Source organism: Pedobacter sp. WC2501, from assembly GCF_052682415.1.
The window spans coordinates 3,371,341-3,393,022 of record NZ_JBQZFI010000001.1 but is presented as its reverse complement, the minus strand read 5'-3'; the positions used below and the strand labels follow the sequence as shown (position 1 = coordinate 3,393,022).

Here is a 21,682-nt window from a genome sequence, read left to right as displayed (position 1 = left end):
ATATAACTGAATAGTTACCAGCCTGGATTCTGTTTTAAAGCGCCGCTGGTTTTATTCATTTCTGCTCTCGGGATCGGGTATAAATACATGTTATTATTGAATACCTTTTTAAATGCGGGCAATTCTACCACGCTGTAGCTAAATGAGCCATTCGCATTTTTAATCACCTTCATGGCTTTCATTGGCTGCGCAACGATTTCCGGTCCTTTTTTCCAGCGGAGGATATCCCACCAGCGCATGTCTTCGAATGCAAATTCTATTGCACGTTCATTTCTGATACGCCCGCGCATTTCAGCTTGGCTGAGGCCAGCCGGCAAAGCCGGCATTTTAGCACGCAAACGAATGGCGTTCACCGCGTTATATACCTCAGCAGTTGGTCCTGCTTCTTCATTTAAAGCCTCAGCGTAATTAATCAGCACTTCAGCATACCTGTAGAAAACATAATTAAGAAGCGCAGATGCTGTAGAGCCCGAACGCGAAGCTTCAGGCCAGAGCCTTTTTAGGTAATAGCTGGTTTTGGTAATGGAAGTAGCTGTACTGATATCAGTTCCGTATGTGATAATACCCTGTGCATTGGGCTCTGATTGCCAGGTTTGTACCGCACGCCCCTGCCAGGCAACATTATTATAAAGGATGTTGACATAAAACCGCGGATCTCTGTTGAGGTAAGGATTTTGCGGATTGTATCCCGATGTGGCATCGGTAATCGGTTTGCCATTTGCCATTTCATACAGATCAACATGATTCTGGACAGGCGAAAGATTGGATTGTGCTCCGCCATAACTTGTAGGAATTAAAAAATCGCTGAGGTAGGTACCAATAAATCCACGGCCTCCGCGGGGCCAGATCCGGATGTATTCATTAGAGTTTGCCACAGTGAGTACGCTGGCATAGTTGGGCTCAAGCGAAAATTTATTGAGGTCTATAATTGCTTTGGATGCCTCTGCGGCCTTCTTCCACTTGGCTAAATCATTGTTGGCATTATTTAACGGGCTGGCATCGAATAACAAGGCTCTTGCTTTAAGCGCCATAACTGCTGCGCCTGTAGCCCTGTTAGATTGTGCAGCAGGATTTGGCCAATCCGCATTGGTTAATGGCAATAGTGTGGTGGCCTGCTCCAGATCACCCAAAATCAGCGCTAATGTTTCCGCATAACTCGCACGGGGAAGGTCTGTTGAAGCTTCGGTAAAATCCTGAGGTTGCGTTAATATAACCACCCCGCCAAAGCGCCTTAAAAGCTCAAAATAAAAATACGCCCGGAGATAAAGCTGCTCACCTTTAATATAATTGGGATTGTAAAGATCTGTCCATGGGGTTTTATCCATATTGGCCAGCATCAGGTTTGCATTTCGGATTCCTCTGTACATTTGTGCATAAATGCCTGTTACATCAGAGGCTCCGGGGTCTAAAAACTGACCGCTATTCATCGCTGCTACCTCTATCTGACCGTTATTAACAATAGATTCATCTGTAAATTGTGAGGTCATGCCTTTATAACCACTCAGGCGGCCATAATCTGAAATGGAAAACGTATAAGTAAAATCGCCGAAACGGGAGGCCAATAGTGGGTCTTTAAAAACTTCTTCGAGGTCGCTCTGGATTCCTACATCGCGTTGTAGAAAATCCTTTTTGCAGGAAAAACCAATTGACAAGACTGCTAAAAGCAAGAGATATATGATTTTTTTCATGTTATACCTTTAATTAGAGTGATAAATTGAGACCAAAATTGAAGACCTTGGTGGTTGGGATGGTGGCAACGGATGAAGCATAAGCATTTCCCGACAAACTATTTTCAGGGTCTATACCATAGAAATTAGTCCAGGTTTTTAAATTCTGCCCGCTAACAAATACCGTAAGGCTACTTAACCGAAGTTTCGTGATCCATTTTTTAGGCAAACTGTAACTGAGTTGCACATTTCGCAATTTGATGTAAGACGCATCCTGCAGTGTAAAATCGTTCAAACTTTCGTTGGGGTTTGCATTCAGGCCCGGACGGATTACCGGCCAGCTGGCGTTGGTATTGCCAGGCATCCATCTTTCCAGCATCGGTGCATAATACTGGTTAAGACCACCGCTTTGGAACACCACATTAGAACTCACATTGGTTACCGCATTAAACAATGCAGACAACTGAAAGCCCTTATAGCCGAACTGCATATTTAAGCTGGCATTGTATTCAGGGATGTTTGGATGCCCAATGGCCACCACATCCTGGTTATTGATTATTCCATCTTCGTTTACATCCTGGTATTTAAAATCGCCTGGTATAGATGGATATGCCGTTATTTTGTTTAGCGGACTGCTGTCTATGTCCTTTTGGTCTGCATAAAAGCCAAGCACATGGTATCCGAAATAAGTACCGATGGGCCTGCCAGATACCCGCAGGTTTTCTGCAAGTCCGGGAGCCTCGTCCAGTACCCTGCGCTGGTTACGTGCATAACTCAGGTTTCCGGTGAAGGAATAGTTAAAATCATTAATCTTATCCCGATAAGTTACTGAAAGTTCATATCCATGGTTATAATTGATGCCATAATTGGTACTTGGAACCGTGGCTCCATAAGTGGCAAAACTGGTTGCCGATCGGGTAGTTAAAATATCCGAACGCTCATCATCAAAAAGATCTGCTGTGATATTCAGTTTATCTTTAAATAAAGAGAGATCAAGTCCTATATTTCTTTTTAACGAGATCTCAAAGGTGATAAATGGATTACCATATTGCAATTGGGTATAGGTTGGCGCACTAAAGTTGCTGTTTGGGTTTCCAAATACTACGTTTGCCCCTGCCCCAAACCTATTCTGATAATAGAACCGGCTCGTACCCGGACTGGGAATCCCTACCCTTCCAATCGAACCACGTATTTTGAGCATACTGATCCAGGTAAACTTTTTCATCCATTCTTCATTGGCCAAGTTATAACCTAAAGTTGCAGCGGGAAAGAAGCCATAACGATAGCCTTTGGCATAGTTCTCCGAGCCGTTGTAGGTAGCACTGGCTGTTAAAAAGTATTTATTGCCATAATTATAGGTTGCCTCGGAAATTATACCTTGATTGGCATATGGAGCAGCAGCTGCCGCTGAGCCCTGCAACTCGCGCTGACCGATTAAATTAGCACTCAGGTTATGCTTGTCGAATGATCTGCCGTAGGTTAAAAACATCTGTAAGTTCGTTTTGGTAAAACCGCTCCTTGAGTAAGCTGGTGCACCAAAAAAATCGTTGTAAGTTCCGCCAACCGGTGTAAGCACTAAAGTTGACCGGTTGAGTTCGAGGTATCCTGTACTCCCTCTTTGCAACTTACCTGATAATTGGGTGGCATCGTAACCAAACTGGGCTTTTAAACTCAAGCCTTTTGTTACAAAATCAAGCTTTTGGCGTACCGTAAAAATCGATTCGGCAATATTGTTATCGGTAAAAGCATATCCTCCATAAGTTAACAAAGCGTAAGGATTGAAGGCATTTACCCCACCCAGCCCATAATTTACGATGTGGTTATAGTTTCCATCCAACGCAATTACTTTAGGATCGTCGGAGTTGATGTATTCTTTAAAAAATGGGGCTGCCCAAGATGGCATTTTCAACGCCCGGCCTACAAGCCCTTCTATACCATTGCTCACCACACCAGCAGGGTCGTTGTATTCGCTCATTCCTGCCGGACTGTAGCGGTGCTCATTCCTGCCTGCAAGGTTAACTTCAAAATTTGTAGTCTTGCTAAGATCTATGCCAACCCTGGCCCTGAAATTGTAACGGCTATAGCTCGGCGAGGTAGAATAATCTAAAGGTGTTTTAAATTCCTTGAAATTTCCATCTTCGCGCAGGTGACTGAACGAGGTAAAATATTTTACTTTTTCGCTACCGCCTGAGATTGTCAGGTTCTGCTGGTTCTGCATCCAATGGTCTTTAACCAGTTCATCGTACCACATTACATTTGGGTAAAGTAATGGATTACCGTTTCCGGCCTTAAATGTGGCTAAATCTTCATCGGTAAAAGTACGGGGCTCGCCAACATTAAGCTGGCCTTCGGTTAGCAACATCGCGCTTTCATAGGCGCCCAGAATCTCCGGACGGGATGTGGCACTAACAATGCCCACATTCCCAGAAAGTGTTACCCTTGCCGGCCCCTCAACTCCCCTTTTCGTGGTTACCACAAATACGCCATTAGCGCCTTTTAATCCGTATAAAGCCGTAGATGATGCATCTTTTAGTACGTTAATACTTTCAATCTCATTGGGATCAATATCGCCGAAAGAAGTCCGTTCAACACCATCCACAATAATAAGTGCTGTTGCTGAGGGGGAAACCTGTCCGCGGATATACAAAGCTGCACCGTTAATCCCCGGCCGGCCAGAAGTTTGCTGTACGACCAAACCAGGTACCCGCCCGGCCAAAGCGTTATTAACATTGGTTACTGGTGCTTTTAATAAATCGGTACCTGAAACGGTACTGATGGCAGCAGTAACGGCCGATCTTCTTTGTGTAGAATAACCATTCACCACCACTTCATTAAGCGAACTACTTGAAGATGTTAAGGTTATACTAATTACACTGGAAGTACCTACAGTTACTTCCTTGCTTTCAAAACCAATGGTAGAAAAAACCAGAACCTGACCACGGTTAACGTTGATTTTATATTTTCCATCCAGATCGGTTTGAACGCCGGTGGTAGTTCCTTTTATTTTGATTGTTGCACCCGGAATCGGTTGGTTTTTATCATCTTTAACTGTTCCGGTTATTTCCTGAAACATTAGTTTGGGAGATGAAGTAACAGCGCTGGTGGTTATTTTAATTGGCTCGGCAGCAAGTGTATGTGCCTGACACCATACTGCAATAACCACGAAAAACCAGCTTTTGGGCCTGAGGTTTAATTTTTTTATCATCTATTTGATATATGGTTAGAATTATTTTTTTTCGAAAAGGATGAGCCTTATTTATCTGATTTTAGAGTCGTAGCCTCATTTTTTTAAACTTATGCTTCAGGCAAAATCAATTGAATTAACATGGTTACGCTTTTTATCACGCATAATTCACCTGCAGGATACTGTATAAGCATCCTCATGATCCCAAAAAAGGGTTTGGTTTATTAGCTGAACTTTAAGAAAGGAGATATGAAAGCATTACCAGATGTAATAATTTTGATTTTGCCGTTTGGTTTAAACTTTATGTCGGGAAATATCAGTTAAATACATAAGCCTTTCTATTTTACTGGCCTGTAGTTTAGACTTTGTGTTTTCCTCATTGGCAATAGCCTGGATGGTTGAGAAATGGGTTATCATACTTAGTTGGGTTTATTATTATTTGGTTAACACAAATCTATAGTACTTACCCCTTACAGAGGGTTCACTTTTGTACGGAAATGGTTTGGTTTTGTACAGTTGGCGCATTATTTCGATTAAATTTGCCCTCAGACTGATGCTGAGGGCAAAATTTTCGGAAATCATTTTAATCTGTGGATATCATATCCTTATTGGCCATCCTGCCCTTCCCTTACAACTTTGCGTGCCACTTTTTTAAGGTAAGCCGCAAAGTCATCAGATACCCGCTGGGGCTTGAAAGCGATATTTTTCAAATCATCATTAAACAATATGCTATACCAGATTAATCCGCCTAAATATTTCCCTGCATCATTGGCGTGATTAGGATCGAAGCTTAATTGATCCTTGTTCCAGAAGTACCCAATATTTAGCGAATTGGTCTGATCTGGTAAATTTGGCGCAACTGGATGATCATAATCAAATGAAAGATCGGGTTTGAAAGCATATTTTTTATTGGTAGCCACAATTTCAAAAGCATCGCCAACTGGTAAAATACGGGCATTGATCCGTTTTGCAAGGAGGTGATAAGCTGCACGGGATTTTTGCCACATTTCTTCCTGATTCTTCGCAATTTTGCTTTCGCCTATACGCCCAAACTTCTTTGCATCCGAACGGTAAGCCCAGGTTTGGTGGATGACGATACGCGCCTGAGGTTGCAGTGCTTTCACATAGGCAACCAGTTTGTTGACATAGGGATAATAGCTCGAGGAATCTCCCGAAAGGAAAGAGTATTGTTGTATGGTGACCATATCCCAATTCCCTTGCCCCAATAACATTTTTAACGATTTACCATTATAAGGTTTTCCCTTGGGATCGTCTCCATTGGCCTCTGCTTTTTCTACATAACCCCAATGCTGTTCGAGTGAGTGCCCACCGAGTTCGGCACGCCCGATAATGAGGGTTTTCCCCCTTTCTTTAGCCATTTGTGGCAAAAAGGCCGAAGCGTTTTGTGAAAAGCTATTTCCTATGATAAACAAGCGTAAGGTATCCTGCTGGTTTTGAGCAAAAAGATCGGTAACCAGGCAGATTAGCAGCAGAAAAAAAGATATGGATTTAGCTAAAGCAGGCAGCTGTATTTTGATGTTAATCTTCATTCTCGTTAATTTTTATGAGCCTTCTCCTGCAATTTTAAATATTGATACAATTGAGTTCCTGCCAACAAAAATGCACCCACACCGTAAACCTCGGTACTGTTTGCATTTACGGCATCCGGACTTGCGCCAATAGGTTGCACATAACCCAGCATGCCATCATCATGAACAGCAGATACCAAAGCTTTCCATGATTTTTCTACCACGGGAAGATATTGCTTCTTTTCCAGAAGCCCGTGGTTTAAGCCCCAGGCAATTGCATAGCTAAAGAAACCTGTACCGCTCATCTCCTTAACCGGGAAACTGGCAGGATCCAATAATGATGCATGCCAGCTACCATCTGGCTGCTGTAGGCTGGCAACTTTACCTACCATATCTTGGTAAAGCTGTACCAATTTAGCCCTGTCGGGATGATTTTTCGGCATATTTTCCAGCACCCTTACCAAACCAGCCAAAACCCATCCATTGCCCCTTGACCAAAATATTTTCTGACCGTTTTTTTCTCTTTTGTTAAAGAAACTTTCATCTCTAAAAAACAGCTTCTCTGTTGGGTCGTAGAGGAATTCGGTGGTTTTCCACCACAGTTTTACGGCTGTATTTAAGTATTTTTCATCTTTGGTAGCAGTACTCAGATAAGCTAAAGAAGGAGGTCCCATAAAAAGGGCATCGCACCAGGCCCACTCTCTGTTTTGGATGCTATTTTTCCAGTTTAAAGGCTCGTCATGTGGTTTACTTACAATGCTGTCCGCCTGTGATATAAACGGTACAATCATCTTTTTCTTTTTGAATTTACTGTAAAGTTGAGCATAGGTTTGCCCCACGCAATAATCGTCTGCATGAAAGCGTAAATGTCCGGTATTCCAACCCAGCTCATCGCCAATATCTACCAGTGTTTTAAGATAATGCTCATTACCTTTAATGTTGCCAAAAGCGAAAATACCAGTATAACAGGCTCCATTTGTCCAATCAGCTTTTCGATGGTTAAAACCTTTATTTTTCCAGGTATCCAATTGCCAGTCTGCTACCCGCTGCATCATTTTAAAAATGTTGGCGGTTTGCAGAACCGAATCTCTTTTTGCATGCATTGGTTCAGAAAAAGCGCTGTATCCGAAGCAGCCAGTAAGTATTAATATTAAAAGCAAGTGTCTAAAATTCATGTGTTTCATATTTTAATTTTTTAATTTATTATTTTGATAAACCCTTACATAATCTACTTCGAACCTGGCCGGAAAGGACGTTTTTGAAGGATCTCCACCTTGTTTTCCACCTATTGCTAAATCGAGCAACATATAATGCGGTTGTTTGAAAGGATTAATATTGGTACCATTCTGGTTCGCCAGCTTATCTAAAGGCACCTTGTTTAAGAGCTGGTTATCTACATAAAGTGCAATGCTATTTTCATCCCAGTCCATTCGCCAAATGTGAAATTGATCTGCCCAGGCTTGGCCGCCCAAAGAATCGATATTTTTCTCCGTGCTAAACCAGGAATCTTTTCGATCGGCTCCCATAAAGGCAATATTGGCGAGCAGTTTTTTCCGGTAATATTCCATCATATCAATTTCACCGGTTGCAGGCCACGATCCTTTTATTCCCAATGTCCACCAGGCTGGCCAAATGCCATCGCCAATATCAATTTTACCACGCATCACAAACCTGCCGTAAAGCCAGCTTTGCAATCCCTGTGTTTTGATACTGGCGGAAGTATAATCGGCTTCTTTGCGGTTTTTCTTCCAATCGTTGCTTCCTTCCTTAAAATTGGGATTTGTCTTTTTTTCTCTTTTTGCCTCGAGGATTAATTTTCCGTTTTCACATTTGGCGTTTTCGCGTTGATACCATTGAAATTCTTCATTGCGTTCAAATCCAAGCTCGTAGGTCCAGTTTGCCGGATCGGGCGCTCCATTGCCATTAAATTCTTCGGCCCATACCAGTTTGAAACCGTCGGCGGTGAGTGCTGGCGGCATAAGCTGTTTTTGCTGTTGTGCTGCTGCAGATAAGCCAATACAGAGCATAGAGGCCATTAAAAAGGGGGTTATTAAATATTTTCTCATTTGGGTTGATTTATTGGTATCCATTTAAACGTAAAGGCATCAGTGTTGGAAATGTCCAGGCATAATCGTGTTTCGGATACATGATCGGACGATATGGTGCCAGGTATTTCTCATATTCCGCGTCGGGATAAATGCCGTTCATGGCCTCCAGAAGATTAGCCGGCCAGAAGCCCGTTTCTGTATACACCGCCCCCGTAGCAGGATTTTTGAAGAATTTCCATTCTTCAGGATGCTGGTTATAGTAGTGCAAATAATCAAGCGATTTCTTAAATGATGCCCCGTTTTTTGTTGCGGCAAAAAGATTTTCACCGGTTTGGTTATAGATCACCCAACTCGAAGCAGTTAACGGAGCTAGAGAAAAATAGGTATACCAGATTCCTTTACCCTGTCTTTTTACTTCTTCAACCATGTGACCATCGGGCGCAAGCTTATCGAAAAGATCATTTTTAATTAGCGTAATATTTTTTTGTAAATCTTCCTGATCATTGAGATAGGTATCAGCCAGTATGGAAGCCAGCCGGGACCAATCGCCTGAGTTATTGTTGCGGAAACGAATGCTATTTGCCGCTTCCCGGAAAACATTTTTAGTCCACAATTTAAATTGCGCAACATCTTGCGGCTTCCATTTCTTATAATTTTTAAGCAGGTCTGCACTGATCATTAGGGTGGTACCAGAGTAAGACATTACCAGCGAACCATCTAATTGTGAATATTTTTTGTTAACAGATGCCCATGCATTGAGAAAATAAATCGCTTTATCGGCATATTTGGTCTTGCCGCTCAGTTGATAGGCCAGGGCACAACTATAAGCCGAAAAACCATCTACCTGAAGAGCCAGTGAGGTTTTCCGGTGGCCATCCTTGTCCTGGTAAAATCCGGGAATGCTGAAATCTGCTACTGCATGCTGCTCTACCAGCAAGGCAGAATCTGCTTTGCTGATCAGCGCTTTATAAGCTGAGGTATAAGGTTCTTTTTTGGCTTTGAGCTGCCTTTTAACAAAATCAATCTGTTGTTGTGGGTGCATGCCCTTATGTTGGTTTTGCGCAAGCGCCTGCTGTTCTTGCAGCGTACTTAAAAGGCATATTGTGAGAAAAATGAAAAGAAAAAACTTTAAATGGTTCATGGTATTTTATTTAGTTAAAAATGGGATGCTGAAATATGCAACTGCTCCCTTTAAGTATGATATTAAATCTTTTTGCTGTGTCCAATAAGGCAGTTATATGCCCATCGCCTATCATGGCTACACCGTATTGCTTTCAGCGTTATAACGCTTTTTATATTCAGACGGACTGGTTTCGAATTGTTTTTTAAAACAAACACTAAAATATTTTGCGTTGTTAAACCCGGTTTGATAAGCAACTTCTGCCACTGTTAAGTCTGCATGTTCGAGCAGGTAAGCACTTCTTTTCAATCTGATATTTAAAATAAATTCTTTGATAGACATGCCAACAATATCATTGATCTTTTGATAAAGGATTGTTCTTCCGGTGTTCATATCCGATACAAAATCGTCGACCGAATAATTAGGATTGGCCATATTCTGCTCAATAAATTTCATGGCCTTAATCAGCAGTTCCTCATCCATTGAGGTGATGGTAACATTAGATGGGTCGACCACCAGGCGCTTGCTGTACATTTGGCGCATTTCCTGCTGGTTTTTCAAAATGGTATCAATTTGTTTAATGAGGTATTCTACTTCAAAAGGTTTATCGATAAAAACCGTGGCTCCATGTTCAAGCGCTTTGGTTTTGTTCTGGTGTACATCGCCCATACCAGATATCATTATAATGGGAATATGGCTGGTTTTAAAATTCTGCCGCAAATGGCTGCAAACTTCAAATCCATTGGTATTAGGCATCACCAGATCAGTAATAATCAGTTGTGGGTAGATCTTTTCGGCCTTAATAATACCTTCCATTCCATCGCTGGCCATGTATACATTGTATTTTTCAGACAGTCGCCGTTCCAGATAATTGCGAAGATTAGGGTCATCATCAATCAACAAGATGCTCGTGGCTTTTCTGGCATTTTTCAGTGTATGATCGGGTTCTTCAGCTTCTAACAGGATATCGTCTATCTCTGAGATAGTATAATCATATACGCTTGACTGCATATCGCCGGAGCCGGCTGCTTTTTTGAGTGGGAGCATCATGGTAAAAGACACCTTATTGGTTTTATTCACCATCCAGATTTTCCCTTCAATGGCATCCACAAGCTCCTTTACAATAGCAAGGCCAAGTCCTGAACTTTCTTCAAAAGTTGGCCTGTAAGATGACAAGCGGTTAAAAGAAGTAAACAAGGTAGCAATCTGCGCTTCTGAAAACCCAATGCTGGTGTTCAATACCTCCACAGAAATATATTCCCGGTCCTGATGATCTGGTATAACATTCACACGCAGTTTTTCTTCCGCTGTAGATTGATAAATCCGTACGCCAACATAACCTTTGTTCGAAGTATATTTTAAGGCATTAGAAAAAAGATTGGTCAAAATCTTTTCAATAATATCATAATCAAAGGCAACATATAAATGATCTTCATGTGCTGTTATGTTGGTTTCGATTTCTTTTTTGTTCGCGTAAAGTTCAAAAAGGCCAAAAACATCATGTACAAAGCTGATAAAATCTCCAACCTGAGGGTTTAGCGTTATTTTCTGGCTTTCGATTTCCCTGAAGCGTAACAATTGACTGATTGTACGTTGGATACGGGCAACATTTCCCTCAATTAACTGCATATAACCAGTGGCATGATCATTTTTCTGCACCGTTTCTTTTAACTGCTTAAGAGGTTCGATTACCAGGGTAAGTGGCGTCTTCAGATCATGTGAAATGTTAGTGAAAAAATCTGTCCTCGCCTGGTTTAAATCCCTCATATTCTGTTCTTTCATCGCTTCTAAAGCCAGCCGTTCCTTAAAAACCTTTTTATTGGTAAAATAACGCATAATGAAAAACAGGAGCCCCAATACAATTAAAGTATAAATGGAATAAGCCCACCATGATAGGAAAAACGGTGGATTTACATGAAAATAAAGTTTTGAAACCTCGCTGCCCCAAAGCCCATCGTTATTAGAGGCCTTTATTTCAAAAGTGTAATCGCCACTAGGCAAATTGAAAAACTGTACAGCATGCTGACTGGTATTAATCTTTAGCCATTTATCGCTAAGGCCGACCATGCGATAAGAAAATTGATTTTTATCAGCCGATAGATAGCTGTTTGAGGAGAACCGGATTTCGATGTTTGACTGATTACTGGAGAGTGAAATCCTTCCATTCTCCTGATTGCTTAAAGTAGAAATATCTTTTAACAATGGCGAATCTTTGGAAATATTGCTTACCTGTTGGTTGTTGATGAGCAGACCAGTGAAAAATACCTTTGGCTTTTGTAAGTTTTTGTTCAGGTATTGCGGATCGAAGAGTAAAAAGCCATTTGTTCCTCCAAACAACATCTCTCCGTTTTTGGTTTTATAGGCCGATCTCAGATAAAAAGAGCCGCAGCTATTTGCCTTATAAAACCTGGCTTTTTCAAATTTTTGATTTTTTTGATCGAAAAAATACAGTCCCTCATTAGTGCTGAACCAAATATTTCCAGAAGCATCATCTTCAAGAATACCGAAAACGATTTTTGGAGGGAAACCATTTGCCCCGTTGAAATTAAGGTATCGTCCATCTTTCTTTAAAATGTTGACTCCTCTTCCTGAAGTGCCGAGCCAAAGATCTCCATTTGATGCTTCATAATAGCTACAGAGGTGATTAACCGCATAGGGACCATTTTTGATGACATAATGCCGCAGCACTTTTAGGGTTTTGGGATCTGCAATGTACAAGCCCTGATGGCTAACTATCCGTAAATGTTGTTGCTGATCAAGCGAAATGGCCTCAATTCCTACATCCAGAGGTTGACCGTTTAAACCAATAAGTTTCACGATTTCAGTTGCTGACGTTGGCTGGTTTTTCTTCCGGTGAAAGAAGGTTTTATCAGGATCAGTCATCCACCAGGTACCTTCGGCATCGCGTACAAAATCATATACTGTTAAGGGCTGTTTACTTTCTGGCGAAAGTATGTTCAGGTTACTAAAGCGACTGGTTGCCATTTCGTAGGCAGAAATGCCCCCATTAAAAGAAGATATAAACAGGTGTTTTCGCTCAGGATCGAATTTTAAGCGCTTTACCATGTTGGAATTGATGGAGTTGACTTCGCCTTTGGTGAAATTGCGGAAAGTATCTTCTTTTCTGTTCCAATAGTTAAGCCCGCCGCCCTCGGTTGCAATCCAAACATTGCCCAAGTCGTCTTCCTGAAAACCACTAACTATTGGATGATTAAGCCCCCCAGGGCTCGGTGTAAAATAGCGCACGTATGCGTCGTAGAGTGAACAATAAGCAATTTTGCCACCATAAGTTCCGATCCAGGCACCCTGATCAGGATCGCCATAGATGGTCCAAATCGAATTATTTGGCAGGGAAAAAGCATCGTTCAGGTTCATTTTGAGCAGTTTGCTTGTTTCAGTTCGTGGATCGTAAAGCAAAAGTCCCGACTGTGTAGCTACCCACATCATTCCAACCTGATCAATGAAAATCTTCTTAGCCATAGTTGCCTGGTTCCCTCCGGCCACTATTGGAATATTTTTTTTAATTGTTCCTTTCGCATCGGTAATGAATATACCACCGCGTTGCGTAAGGAAATAGTAATCGCCCTGATAGGCCACTGCATCGTTAACTACATAAGAGGTTTTTCCCAAATCGGCAAAAACGGTAAAGCGCGATGTTTTGGTATCAATCCTATACAGTAAATTTTCCTGCGAGAGATAAACATTACCCTTCAAGCTAATTACACTATCGAAATATTTGCTTGTAGGCAGTTTAATTTTTTTGACCGCCTTGTTTTGCTGGTTATACTTTAACAGGCTATCGCCCGAAAGCATGTAAACATTCCCATCGTCATGCAAGCAGATTGAGCGGATTTTCCCAGGAAGAATTAAATCAAAATTAAACTGCTCGTAATTAAACCTTAACAAACCATGGTTGGTTGCCAAAAACAATCCGCCCTTTTTATCGGTTACAAGCGAGCCATAAGCCCACTTTACCTTCGGATTACTCAGCGAGGCCAGTTCGTTTAACTGATAAAAGCTGTTCCCATCATACATAAAAACAGCATCAGGGCCGGTATACCAGATTCGCCCCAGGCTGTCCTTAGTGATGCTCTGAATGCCTCCGTAATAGAATGTTTCGGGCATCACGTGAAAACGATACCTGGAAATATCAATCGCAAATGCACTCTTTAGTAGAAATGCACCGAAACAAAACAGCAAACAAATGATTTTCCGGATATCCATAAGGGTTAAAGCAGAAGCAGGTAAATTATTGGATTTTGAAATTACCACTAAAATTTTTATCTATAAATTTATTTCGATTTCTATTCTCTTTTATATTGACGATGTTACATGCCTGGAAGGGAAATCACTAAATGATGGTGTTCAATAATTTCTAGATCGAAGTGCTCGTTTACGCAGCAACAAACGAGCGCTTCGAAAGGGTCTTCTTATTGAACAGCTACATCCATCAGCTTGAGCCATCCGGTGGAAGTTAAATCGCCATTTACGGCAATTTTTATCCCTGGTTGATTTTCTTTTGTCGTATCAACAATAGCTACTGCCCAGGTATAATTTCCTGCGGGCACACCTGCTGTTAGCTTAAATTCGTATGTAGCAGGGTTATTTTTTAACCAGGTTGATGGTTCGGCTTTGCTATCAACAAAGACTTTCTTCACGTTATTATTACCATTAAGGAGTGCAAAAGCCACTTTAAAATATATCTAGTCATATAAATATTTATTTGATGTTTTTGTAATAGTCTGCTATGATATACCAGGCTTTTTTGCGGAATCCCTGGTCTGAAACAAGGCCTTTTCTATTCCAGCCATCCTGGTAAGTGGGATGGAAACGGAAAGGTGATTGAAAATCGAACAATACCCAGGGAGAAATTCCCCGCAGGTTTGGAATATGTTTAAACATCTCCAGGTTGTCTTTATACAGCCGGGCCTGGTAATCTTCACTCCATGAGCTCGCTGTATCGGCGTCTCCTGTTTTTCCATACAAGGCTTCTGCGCCAAATTCGGAGATAATTAAAGGCTGGTTTCTGGCTACATCCCAAATGGCCTTATCAGGTGTAACCGGCCAGGGTTGATACCAACCCATATATTTATTGATAGCTACCACATCTAATTCCTTAATAAAAGGGTCGTCCATAACAAAACATTGCATGCTGCGATCAAACTTTACTAAATCAAATGCGGCCGTGATTAACCGGGTGCTATCAATCTCCTTTGAACATTTGATCAGGTATTTCAAGAATTCATTTCTGGCTTTTGAGGGTTGTGTTTCATTTGCCATGCCCCAAAATGAGATGGCACACCGGTTTTTATCCCGCATCACCATTTCCTTTATCATGGTTCCGGCCTTTTTTCTAGTTTCCTGATTTTCAAAATCAATTCCCTGCCAGATTGGTGTCTCTTCCCATAACAAAAAGCCCATTTTTTCGGCTGCACGTACCGTATATTCATTTTGAGGATAATGTGCCAAACGGATCATGTTACAACCCAATGCTTTCGCTTCAGACAAAAGCATCATGGCATCGGCCTCAGAAAAAGCGCGGCCTTTGCGCTGTGGAATCTCTTCGTGAAAACTGATGGATTTTAAAAAAACTGGTTTATCATTGAGGTAAATCTCCGTTCCTCTTACAGCCAGGTTTCTAAAACCGATCATTTCATTTACCACATCTTCGGCAGTAGATACGCGTACGCTGTAAAGCTTGGGCGATTCAGGCGACCAGCGCTGCAGCTGTTTTACATTGCGGATTGAGGCCCTGGCAATTCCCTGTTGTTCTGTAACCAGCTTTTGTTTTATTTTCAGCTCAGGAATTTCGACTGTTACCGCTACATTTGCCTGGTTGCCAGCAATCTTAACCACAGCATTGATCTGATTGCTGTGGTGTTTATCCAATTGAATAAAATAATCATGAATATAAACTTTGGGTGTTGATACCAACATCACATCACGGGTAATGCCTCCATAATTCCACCAATCGAACGATTTTGCAGGAATGGCATCAGTGGTCCGGGTATTATTTACCTCCAGGGCTAAAAAGTTATCTGTCTTCTTCACCAAGTCCGTTACCTCAACCTGAAAAGGTGTAAAACCACCTTCATGCTCAGCAATTTCTTTTCCATTGAGATATACCTTACAACGATAACTTACCGCTGCGAAATAAATAAACAAGCGTCTATTCTGCTCTTTGGGTACATCAAAATGTTTTGCATACCAAATGGTACCTTCGTAGTATTTCAGTTCCGGCAACTGGCTGTTCCAATCTGAGGGTACATTTAGTTTTAAACCGCCATCAAAGGAATATTCATAAAAATCTGTTTTACCAACAGGTTTTTTATTCAGGTAAATTTTGTTCTTCCTCCCCTGATCGTATTGATCTATAATGGCATCCCATTTCCCATTAAGAGATTGAATTTTTCTTCCATATACATTGACCAAAATGTCCTGCGCGAAAATGTTCGACAGCAAGCAGCACAGCAGTATCAGCAAAGAAAAAATGGGTTTGGTTAGCTTCATAAAATTATTGGGTTTACTTTTTAACGATTTTCATAGCGAAACCTCCACCCTCGGCCATCGAAATGGATAGTTTGCGATTAGCAGGGATAGTGACCCGCTCTTTTCTGTAATCGGTTGCGATCTTATTCGCGTTTACGCCATCGCGATAAATTTCTGCTACATAATCTCCTGTGCCGAGGAAACTGAGATCAAGTTCTAGCTTGCGGGCATCCCAATTGGTTAACGATCCCAAATACCAGGTATCGCCCTTTTTGCGTGCGGTAGTAATATACTGTCCAATCTCGCCATTAAGCACGATGGTATTGTCCCATACTGTGGGGATTGCGCTGATGAAGTCAGTACATTCCTGCTCCCTTTCATAATTATCGGGACTATCACAAAGCATATTCAAAGGCGATTCAAATACTACATATTCGGCCAGCTGCCTACAGCGGGTTCCCTGGCTCATCGGTTCGTCATTTATCCCCCTATGGCTACGCCTGGTTGCATTACGCATGGCTCCTTGAGTATAATCAACAGGGCCTGCAACCATCCTGATAAAGGGCATGGTAACATCATAGGTAACCATGTCCATTTCAGGGCCTGTCCATTTCATTTGCTCAAGGCCGTTAACCGCTTCGTAGTTGATGACATTAGGAAAAGTGCGGTTCAGGCCTGTTGGTTTATAGGTTCCGTGAAAATCAACAAGCAGTTTATATTTAGCAGCTATCTCTGCCGCCTGGTAATGAAAATCGACCATATCCTGGTCATCACGATCCATAAAATCGATCTTGAAACCTTTTATGCCCAGTTGTGAATAATGTTTACACACCTTTTCCAGATCGCGCTCAAAAGCGTAGTATCCGGCCCAAAGGATCAGGTCTACATTTTTAGATTTTCCATAAGCAACAAGCTCCTTTAGGTTAATTTCGGGTACCACCTCGAATAAACTAGCTTTCAGGTTTACCGCCCAGCCTTCGTCTAGAATAACATATTCAATTCCGTTTTTGGATGCAAAGTCGATATAGGCTTTATAGGTTTGATTATTTACCCCTGTAACAAAGTCTACTTTACTGATGCCCCAGTTGTTCCACCATTCCCAGGCTACTTTCCCGGGCTTTATCCATGAAACATCTTTTAACCTGCTGGGTTCAGCCAGTTTATAAACCATATCATTGTCGGCCAATGCTTTATCCGTTGTGGTTATGATGGCAATACGCCAAGGAAACTTAGTCTGAGCCTTGCTTTTAGCCAGATAAGGCTGGCGGGAGGTCACCATTTGTTGCAGCTGGTTATGTCCGCCTTGCTGTGTAGACTTCGGATAAGGTGCAAAATTTGCTTTTAGCGTTGTATTGCCGCCAGGATTATAGAGATACATGCCAGGATAGCTTTGCAGATCTGTTTCTGCCAGACATACTTTTTTCCCGCCATCAAGTTCTACCAACAGTGGGAAAAAAGCCAATTTATTCCTGTTCATTTCACTCAGAAGAGTGTAGTCGTATGTGTTTTCAAATGAGTTGAAATATTGTCCTTCAAGCGTCTTCTCTTTACTTTTCACATATGGAATGTAGGCTCTGTGATCTTTAGGAAATCGGAACGATGCCAGTTCTTCATTTACGATGAAGTCCTTTTTACCATTGGATACAAAACGATAGGCCATTCCCTCGTTATAAACCCGGAAAATCAGTTTGAAATCTTGTTTAAAATCAAGCATTAATTCCGAATATTCGTCATTTATACGGCTTCTTTTGTAAAAGTGCGCATCAATTTTTTCATTAACAAGTATGGTTTTAGCCTGCTTCAATTGGGATTTGATCCCAAAGGCCTTTCCATTACCCATTTTCATGGCAATAGCGTCAGCACTCAATATCAGTTTGCCATCGTGAAGCAGTTGATAGCCAATAGTATCAGTAAGGAGAACTCCCACTTGCAACCGCCCATCGGGCGAACTAACACTGAGCCTCTTCTGGGCGATTGCAGGAATAGTTAGGAACGTTAAAAGGAATAAGCGTAATATTTTTTGTTTCATTAGTTATACCTGTTATTTAATTGTTGATTTCTCCTGACCGGGCAGTGGTTTAATTGTATGCGGCTTGTGGTATTGGAGAATTTCCAACAGTATGCGGAAATGTTCGCCCATCGATCTCATAATAATTTGTAGCTATTGTATTTGGTGAGTCCAAAACTAGCTACAAGTGCCTATCTGAAGGGTTCAGTTTTGTACGGAAATGGTTCAGTTTTGTACAAAATCATCAATTATGTGTTTGGTCAAAGGTTAAGAATAGATTTGTTGTCATGAAATGCAAGTATCAGGCAGATCTGGATCTCTTGTTATTTCGTTAACCCACGGAGCGAATCAGGCATGCAAAATCGAAAATGCCTGACATTTGCAGTTTATTTTTTATAATCTCGGGGTAGCGTAAGATTTTAAGTCGTTCGATGGGGGGCTAAAAATTACTGAAGTTACACCTTAATCAAAGACCAATCTAATCCTACATAAGATTAAAACTAATCATTAACATAAAAGCTTGTTTTAATTACTTTTTTCAACATCTCTTCCTGAAAAAAAACTATTTGACGCATTTAAAAATCGTCAGGTTGCTTAAAATTGATCATTAACATTCTAACCGAATCTAATTATGAAAAAAACACTATTATGTGCACTCGCATCAGCGTTATTGTTTGCGGGCTGTTCTAAAAACGAGATCAACAGCTCAGATCCAAAATTATCCCAGCAAACATTGGCCGTTAAGAAAACTGACTCCTTGGGCGGAGCCACGGCTGCTTTGGCCGTTCAGGGCGTAGCAGAAATTAATGCTTCAACTGTTCAACAAACCATCAAGGGTTTTGGCGGAGCAAATATCGTTGCCTGGACGGGAGACCTGACAAGCACCCAAAGAACTACTGCATTTTCACCTACAAGTGGCATCGGACTTAGTATCGTCCGGGTTCGGGTCCCCAATTCCAGTTCAGAATTTGCCGCTGAAAAAGCGACCATAGATGCCTGTAAGTCTTTCGGTGGCTCAGCAATTGCCTCCGCCTGGTCAGCACCTGCATCAATGAAGACCAACGGGAGTATTGTAGGCGGCAAAATAAAAACAACATCTTACGCAAATTATGCTGCCCATTTAAGTGCATTTAACACCGCAGTTGGCGGGCTTGCGGCAATTAGTCCTACAAATGAACCAGATTACCAGGTTAATTACGAATCTATGGAACTCACCGCTCCGGAAGTAGCAGACTTTGTTGCTGCCCAAGGCAGCAACTGTGGTGCCCCAATTATGGCACCTGAACCCTTCCAGATGAATCAAACCTACATCAATACTTACCTGAGCAATGCCACAGCAAAATCTAAAACCAGCTTCGTTTGCGGACATATATATGGCAAGACCCCTTACAACCTGGGCAACATCGGTAAACCCGTATGGATGACAGAACACTATACAAATTCAAATATCAGTGGAGATGACTGGTCAAATGCCATGACTGCTGCCAAAGAAATACACGACTGTATGAATTCCGGATGGAGTGCCTATGTATGGTGGTATATCAGGAGAAGTTACGGCCCAATTAGCGAAAGCGGCAATATTCAAAAAATCGGCTACATCATGGCACACTACGCCAGGTACGTACGTCCGGGATATACAAAAATCAGCTGTACATCAAACCCCAGTACAGGTGTTTATGTTACTGCTTATAAAAGTGGTACAAAACTAGTCCTGGTTATTGTAAACCAAAATCCATCAATCACCTATCAAACTTTCAATTATTCAGGAATAACAGTGAGTGGATTTAACCGCTATTTCACAACCAGCTCCACCAATCTTAGTTCAAACAACTTAGCTGTATCAGGCGGTAGTTTCGGCATAAACCTGGCGGCATCTAGCGTTACCACACTCGTCTCTTATTAAAGTTTACTAGAGGCTATGCTTGCATTATGTATAAGTGGTAAACATGAATACAGGATGATCTAATACTTACCGGACTTTTCTGTTGAAATTCCCACTCATCGGTTTATCTTCGATATATTAATATTTAACATTATTCAATTATGAATTGTTCCAATTCATAATTGAATAATTTCACTACTATTTTATCTTCTTATTGACCTAATCATATATATGGTAAGCCAGCATTGACTAGTTTTTGGTAAGTGCGTCAATGCGCTCGGCTGCATGCTTATTTTCCGATCAAGCGCCAGTGACTTTTTATAGTTTGCTATTGCCTCAGGCTTGCTATCTAACATTTCTAACGTTTCAGCCAGGCTATCGTAAGCATTCGCACTTTGAGGATACAGGGACACATTTAATTTAAAAATAGCCAATGCCGCTTTAAAATTCTTTTGAGACAAAAGCTGATAACCCCAACCGTTTAGCTCATTTTCCGATACCTGAAAAGATCGGTCTTTCTTTTTTAATTCAGAAACTACCTCAATACCTTTCTCAAAGCCCTTTTTCAACAGTTCAGCCCGGAGTGTTTTTAAGTTTGGTGGCAGCCCAAAGCCATTAACCTGGTGCATTTCCTGAATATAATAACCTGCGATCTCATCGATAAACTGATCCGGATTTCCTTGCATCAGGTTGGTGAGTACGACAATGGAAAGATTGTCTTTTAGATAAACAAATAAAGCAGATCTTCCTCCGCCCACCGGACCAACAGCAGGATGCTCTTCCCTGGTAACAGTGGGCCAGCCCAGCGCATAGCCGTTAGTCAGGCGGTTGAATCCGCCGATTTTACCATTGTTCAACACAGCCGGCTTCCACAATGAATCAATACTGGATTGCTTCTTCAGTAATTTCCCATTATTTATTGCCATAATCCAACGGGCTAAATCAGTTGCGGTCGACTGAATACCTGCGGCAGTTCTAAAAAAGACCGGAAACTGCATATAGGCATGACCCGGCACTTTATTCCGGACAAAGCTATCGCCCACTTGCCTGGTCATTGTATAAGCACCTGCGTAGTTCGGAATAACATCATACGAATCTCCAAATCGAGTCAAGGGCATTCCCGCCACATCAAATTGACGTTCCTGTATAAACTGAGTAAAATGCATACCGCTTAACTTGGTAATCAACTGTCCTAAAAGCACATAACGCGTCTGGTTATAGCTGAATTTTTCGCCAGGATTATATGCCATTGGTAAAGCTTTAACTTTCTCCATAGCCTCTCGCTCATCGTTATGTCCCAATATCTGCTCATCGGCATCTATAATGTCTGGCAGGCCAGAAATATGGCTCATCGCCTGCTTAATGGTAATTTTCTTCCAAGTTTCGGGCAAACCATCCAAGTGTAGAGAGATAGGATCAGAAATCTTCAACTTACCCGCTTCACTCAGTTGCATAATTGCGACACCGACAAAGGCTTTGGTAATAGAATTGATGGAAAAAACAGTTTCGTTACCAGCTTTGATATTGTACTCCAGGTTGGCGACGCCAAAAGTAGTGTCCTTTACTATTTTACCATTTCTCACCACCGCTATCTGGAGCGCAGGAATACTACGCTCCCGCATTTTGGTTTTCAGAAAAACATCAATACTGTCAGAAGCAGATAATTCCTGCGCGTACGTTGAGGTAAATGCTAGACTGAATAAGATCGGGATGATTAAAATACGTACTGAAATTTTCATATAAAAATTATGATGT

The 21,682-nt window shown here is 41.5% G+C and carries 14 protein-coding genes; 2 read left to right on the top strand and 12 right to left on the bottom strand.

Going from position 1 to position 21,682, the window contains the following annotated elements:
• Positions 1-14: 14 nt before the first annotated feature.
• The 8 genes from ACUN24_RS14470 to ACUN24_RS14435 all read right to left on the bottom strand — a co-directional run bounded on the left by ACUN24_RS14470 (position 15) and on the right by ACUN24_RS14435 (position 13,772).
• Entirely contained in the window at positions 15-1,688 is a 1,674-nt protein-coding gene (locus ACUN24_RS14470; protein WP_445563125.1) for a RagB/SusD family nutrient uptake outer membrane protein, read from the bottom strand.
• Between the two features lie 13 nt (positions 1,689-1,701).
• Complete coding sequence (locus ACUN24_RS14465; protein ID WP_445563124.1) at positions 1,702-4,872, bottom strand: SusC/RagA family TonB-linked outer membrane protein; 3,171 nt, start codon at positions 4,870-4,872, stop codon at positions 1,702-1,704.
• Positions 4,873-5,145: 273 nt separating this feature from the next.
• The gene (locus ACUN24_RS14460) at positions 5,146-5,268 is read right to left on the bottom strand and encodes a hypothetical protein (RefSeq protein WP_445563123.1); all 123 of its coding nucleotides are present in this window, start codon (positions 5,266-5,268) and stop codon (positions 5,146-5,148) included.
• Between the two features lie 188 nt (positions 5,269-5,456).
• A complete protein-coding gene (locus ACUN24_RS14455; RefSeq protein ID WP_445563122.1) occupies positions 5,457-6,401 on the bottom strand; it encodes a DUF4886 domain-containing protein in 945 nt (314 codons plus the stop codon).
• A 5-nt stretch (positions 6,402-6,406) separates the two neighbouring features.
• On the bottom strand, positions 6,407-7,555 hold the full coding sequence (locus ACUN24_RS14450; RefSeq protein ID WP_445563121.1) for a glycoside hydrolase family 88/105 protein: 1,149 nt from the start codon (positions 7,553-7,555) through the stop codon (positions 6,407-6,409).
• Positions 7,556-7,567: 12 nt separating this feature from the next.
• Positions 7,568-8,446 carry a glycoside hydrolase family 16 protein gene (locus ACUN24_RS14445; RefSeq protein WP_445563120.1) on the bottom strand — a complete coding sequence of 293 codons (879 nt, stop codon included), beginning with the start codon at positions 8,444-8,446 and terminating at the stop codon, positions 7,568-7,570.
• A gap of 10 nt (positions 8,447-8,456) precedes the next feature.
• The gene (locus tag ACUN24_RS14440) at positions 8,457-9,569 is read right to left on the bottom strand and encodes an alginate lyase family protein (RefSeq protein ID WP_445563119.1); all 1,113 of its coding nucleotides are present in this window, start codon (positions 9,567-9,569) and stop codon (positions 8,457-8,459) included.
• A gap of 117 nt (positions 9,570-9,686) precedes the next feature.
• The gene (locus ACUN24_RS14435; protein ID WP_445563118.1) at positions 9,687-13,772 is read right to left on the bottom strand and encodes a hybrid sensor histidine kinase/response regulator transcription factor; all 4,086 of its coding nucleotides are present in this window, start codon (positions 13,770-13,772) and stop codon (positions 9,687-9,689) included.
• Here ACUN24_RS14435 and ACUN24_RS14430 point away from each other — a divergent pair.
• Positions 13,753-13,920, top strand: a complete 168-nt coding sequence (locus ACUN24_RS14430; protein WP_445563117.1) for a hypothetical protein — start codon at positions 13,753-13,755, stop codon at positions 13,918-13,920. The genes ACUN24_RS14435 and ACUN24_RS14430 overlap by 20 nt on opposite strands.
• A gap of 58 nt (positions 13,921-13,978) precedes the next feature.
• Here ACUN24_RS14430 and ACUN24_RS14425 read toward each other — a convergent pair whose 3' ends face one another.
• The 3 genes from ACUN24_RS14425 to ACUN24_RS14415 form a co-directional block, all read right to left on the bottom strand.
• Positions 13,979-14,206, bottom strand: a complete 228-nt coding sequence (locus ACUN24_RS14425) for a hypothetical protein (protein WP_445563116.1) — start codon at positions 14,204-14,206, stop codon at positions 13,979-13,981.
• Between the two features lie 61 nt (positions 14,207-14,267).
• Entirely contained in the window at positions 14,268-16,058 is a 1,791-nt protein-coding gene (locus ACUN24_RS14420; RefSeq protein WP_445563115.1) for a glycoside hydrolase family 2 protein, read from the bottom strand.
• Positions 16,059-16,071: 13 nt separating this feature from the next.
• Entirely contained in the window at positions 16,072-18,066 is a 1,995-nt protein-coding gene (locus tag ACUN24_RS14415) for a glycoside hydrolase family 97 protein (RefSeq protein WP_445563114.1), read from the bottom strand.
• A 610-nt stretch (positions 18,067-18,676) separates the two neighbouring features.
• On the opposite strand from ACUN24_RS14415, the gene ACUN24_RS14410 reads away from it, so the two are divergent.
• Positions 18,677-19,948: a hypothetical protein gene (locus ACUN24_RS14410; protein WP_445563113.1), complete on the top strand. Its 1,272-nt coding sequence runs from the start codon at positions 18,677-18,679 to the stop codon at positions 19,946-19,948.
• Between the two features lie 182 nt (positions 19,949-20,130).
• Here the strand turns inward: ACUN24_RS14410 and ACUN24_RS14405 are convergent, their stop codons facing one another.
• Positions 20,131-21,666, bottom strand: a complete 1,536-nt coding sequence (locus ACUN24_RS14405) for a serine hydrolase (RefSeq protein ID WP_445563112.1) — start codon at positions 21,664-21,666, stop codon at positions 20,131-20,133.
• Between the last annotated feature and the right edge of the window lie 16 nt (positions 21,667-21,682).

Coding starts and splice junctions, on each gene's coding strand:
- ACUN24_RS14470 (WP_445563125.1), bottom strand. CDS start 1,688: ATGAAAAAAATCATATATCTCTTGCTTTTAGCAGTCTTGTCAATTGGT.
- ACUN24_RS14465 (WP_445563124.1), bottom strand. CDS start 4,872: ATGATAAAAAAATTAAACCTCAGGCCCAAAAGCTGGTTTTTCGTGGTT.
- ACUN24_RS14460 (WP_445563123.1), bottom strand. CDS start 5,268: ATGATAACCCATTTCTCAACCATCCAGGCTATTGCCAATGAGGAAAAC.
- ACUN24_RS14455 (WP_445563122.1), bottom strand. CDS start 6,401: ATGAAGATTAACATCAAAATACAGCTGCCTGCTTTAGCTAAATCCATA.
- ACUN24_RS14450 (WP_445563121.1), bottom strand. CDS start 7,555: ATGAATTTTAGACACTTGCTTTTAATATTAATACTTACTGGCTGCTTC.
- ACUN24_RS14445 (WP_445563120.1), bottom strand. CDS start 8,446: ATGAGAAAATATTTAATAACCCCCTTTTTAATGGCCTCTATGCTCTGT.
- ACUN24_RS14440 (WP_445563119.1), bottom strand. CDS start 9,569: ATGAACCATTTAAAGTTTTTTCTTTTCATTTTTCTCACAATATGCCTT.
- ACUN24_RS14430 (WP_445563117.1), top strand. CDS start 13,753: ATGATTTTCCGGATATCCATAAGGGTTAAAGCAGAAGCAGGTAAATTA.
- ACUN24_RS14435 (WP_445563118.1), bottom strand. CDS start 13,772: ATGGATATCCGGAAAATCATTTGTTTGCTGTTTTGTTTCGGTGCATTT.
- ACUN24_RS14420 (WP_445563115.1), bottom strand. CDS start 16,058: ATGAAGCTAACCAAACCCATTTTTTCTTTGCTGATACTGCTGTGCTGC.
- ACUN24_RS14415 (WP_445563114.1), bottom strand. CDS start 18,066: ATGAAACAAAAAATATTACGCTTATTCCTTTTAACGTTCCTAACTATT.
- ACUN24_RS14410 (WP_445563113.1), top strand. CDS start 18,677: ATGAAAAAAACACTATTATGTGCACTCGCATCAGCGTTATTGTTTGCG.
- ACUN24_RS14405 (WP_445563112.1), bottom strand. CDS start 21,666: ATGAAAATTTCAGTACGTATTTTAATCATCCCGATCTTATTCAGTCTA.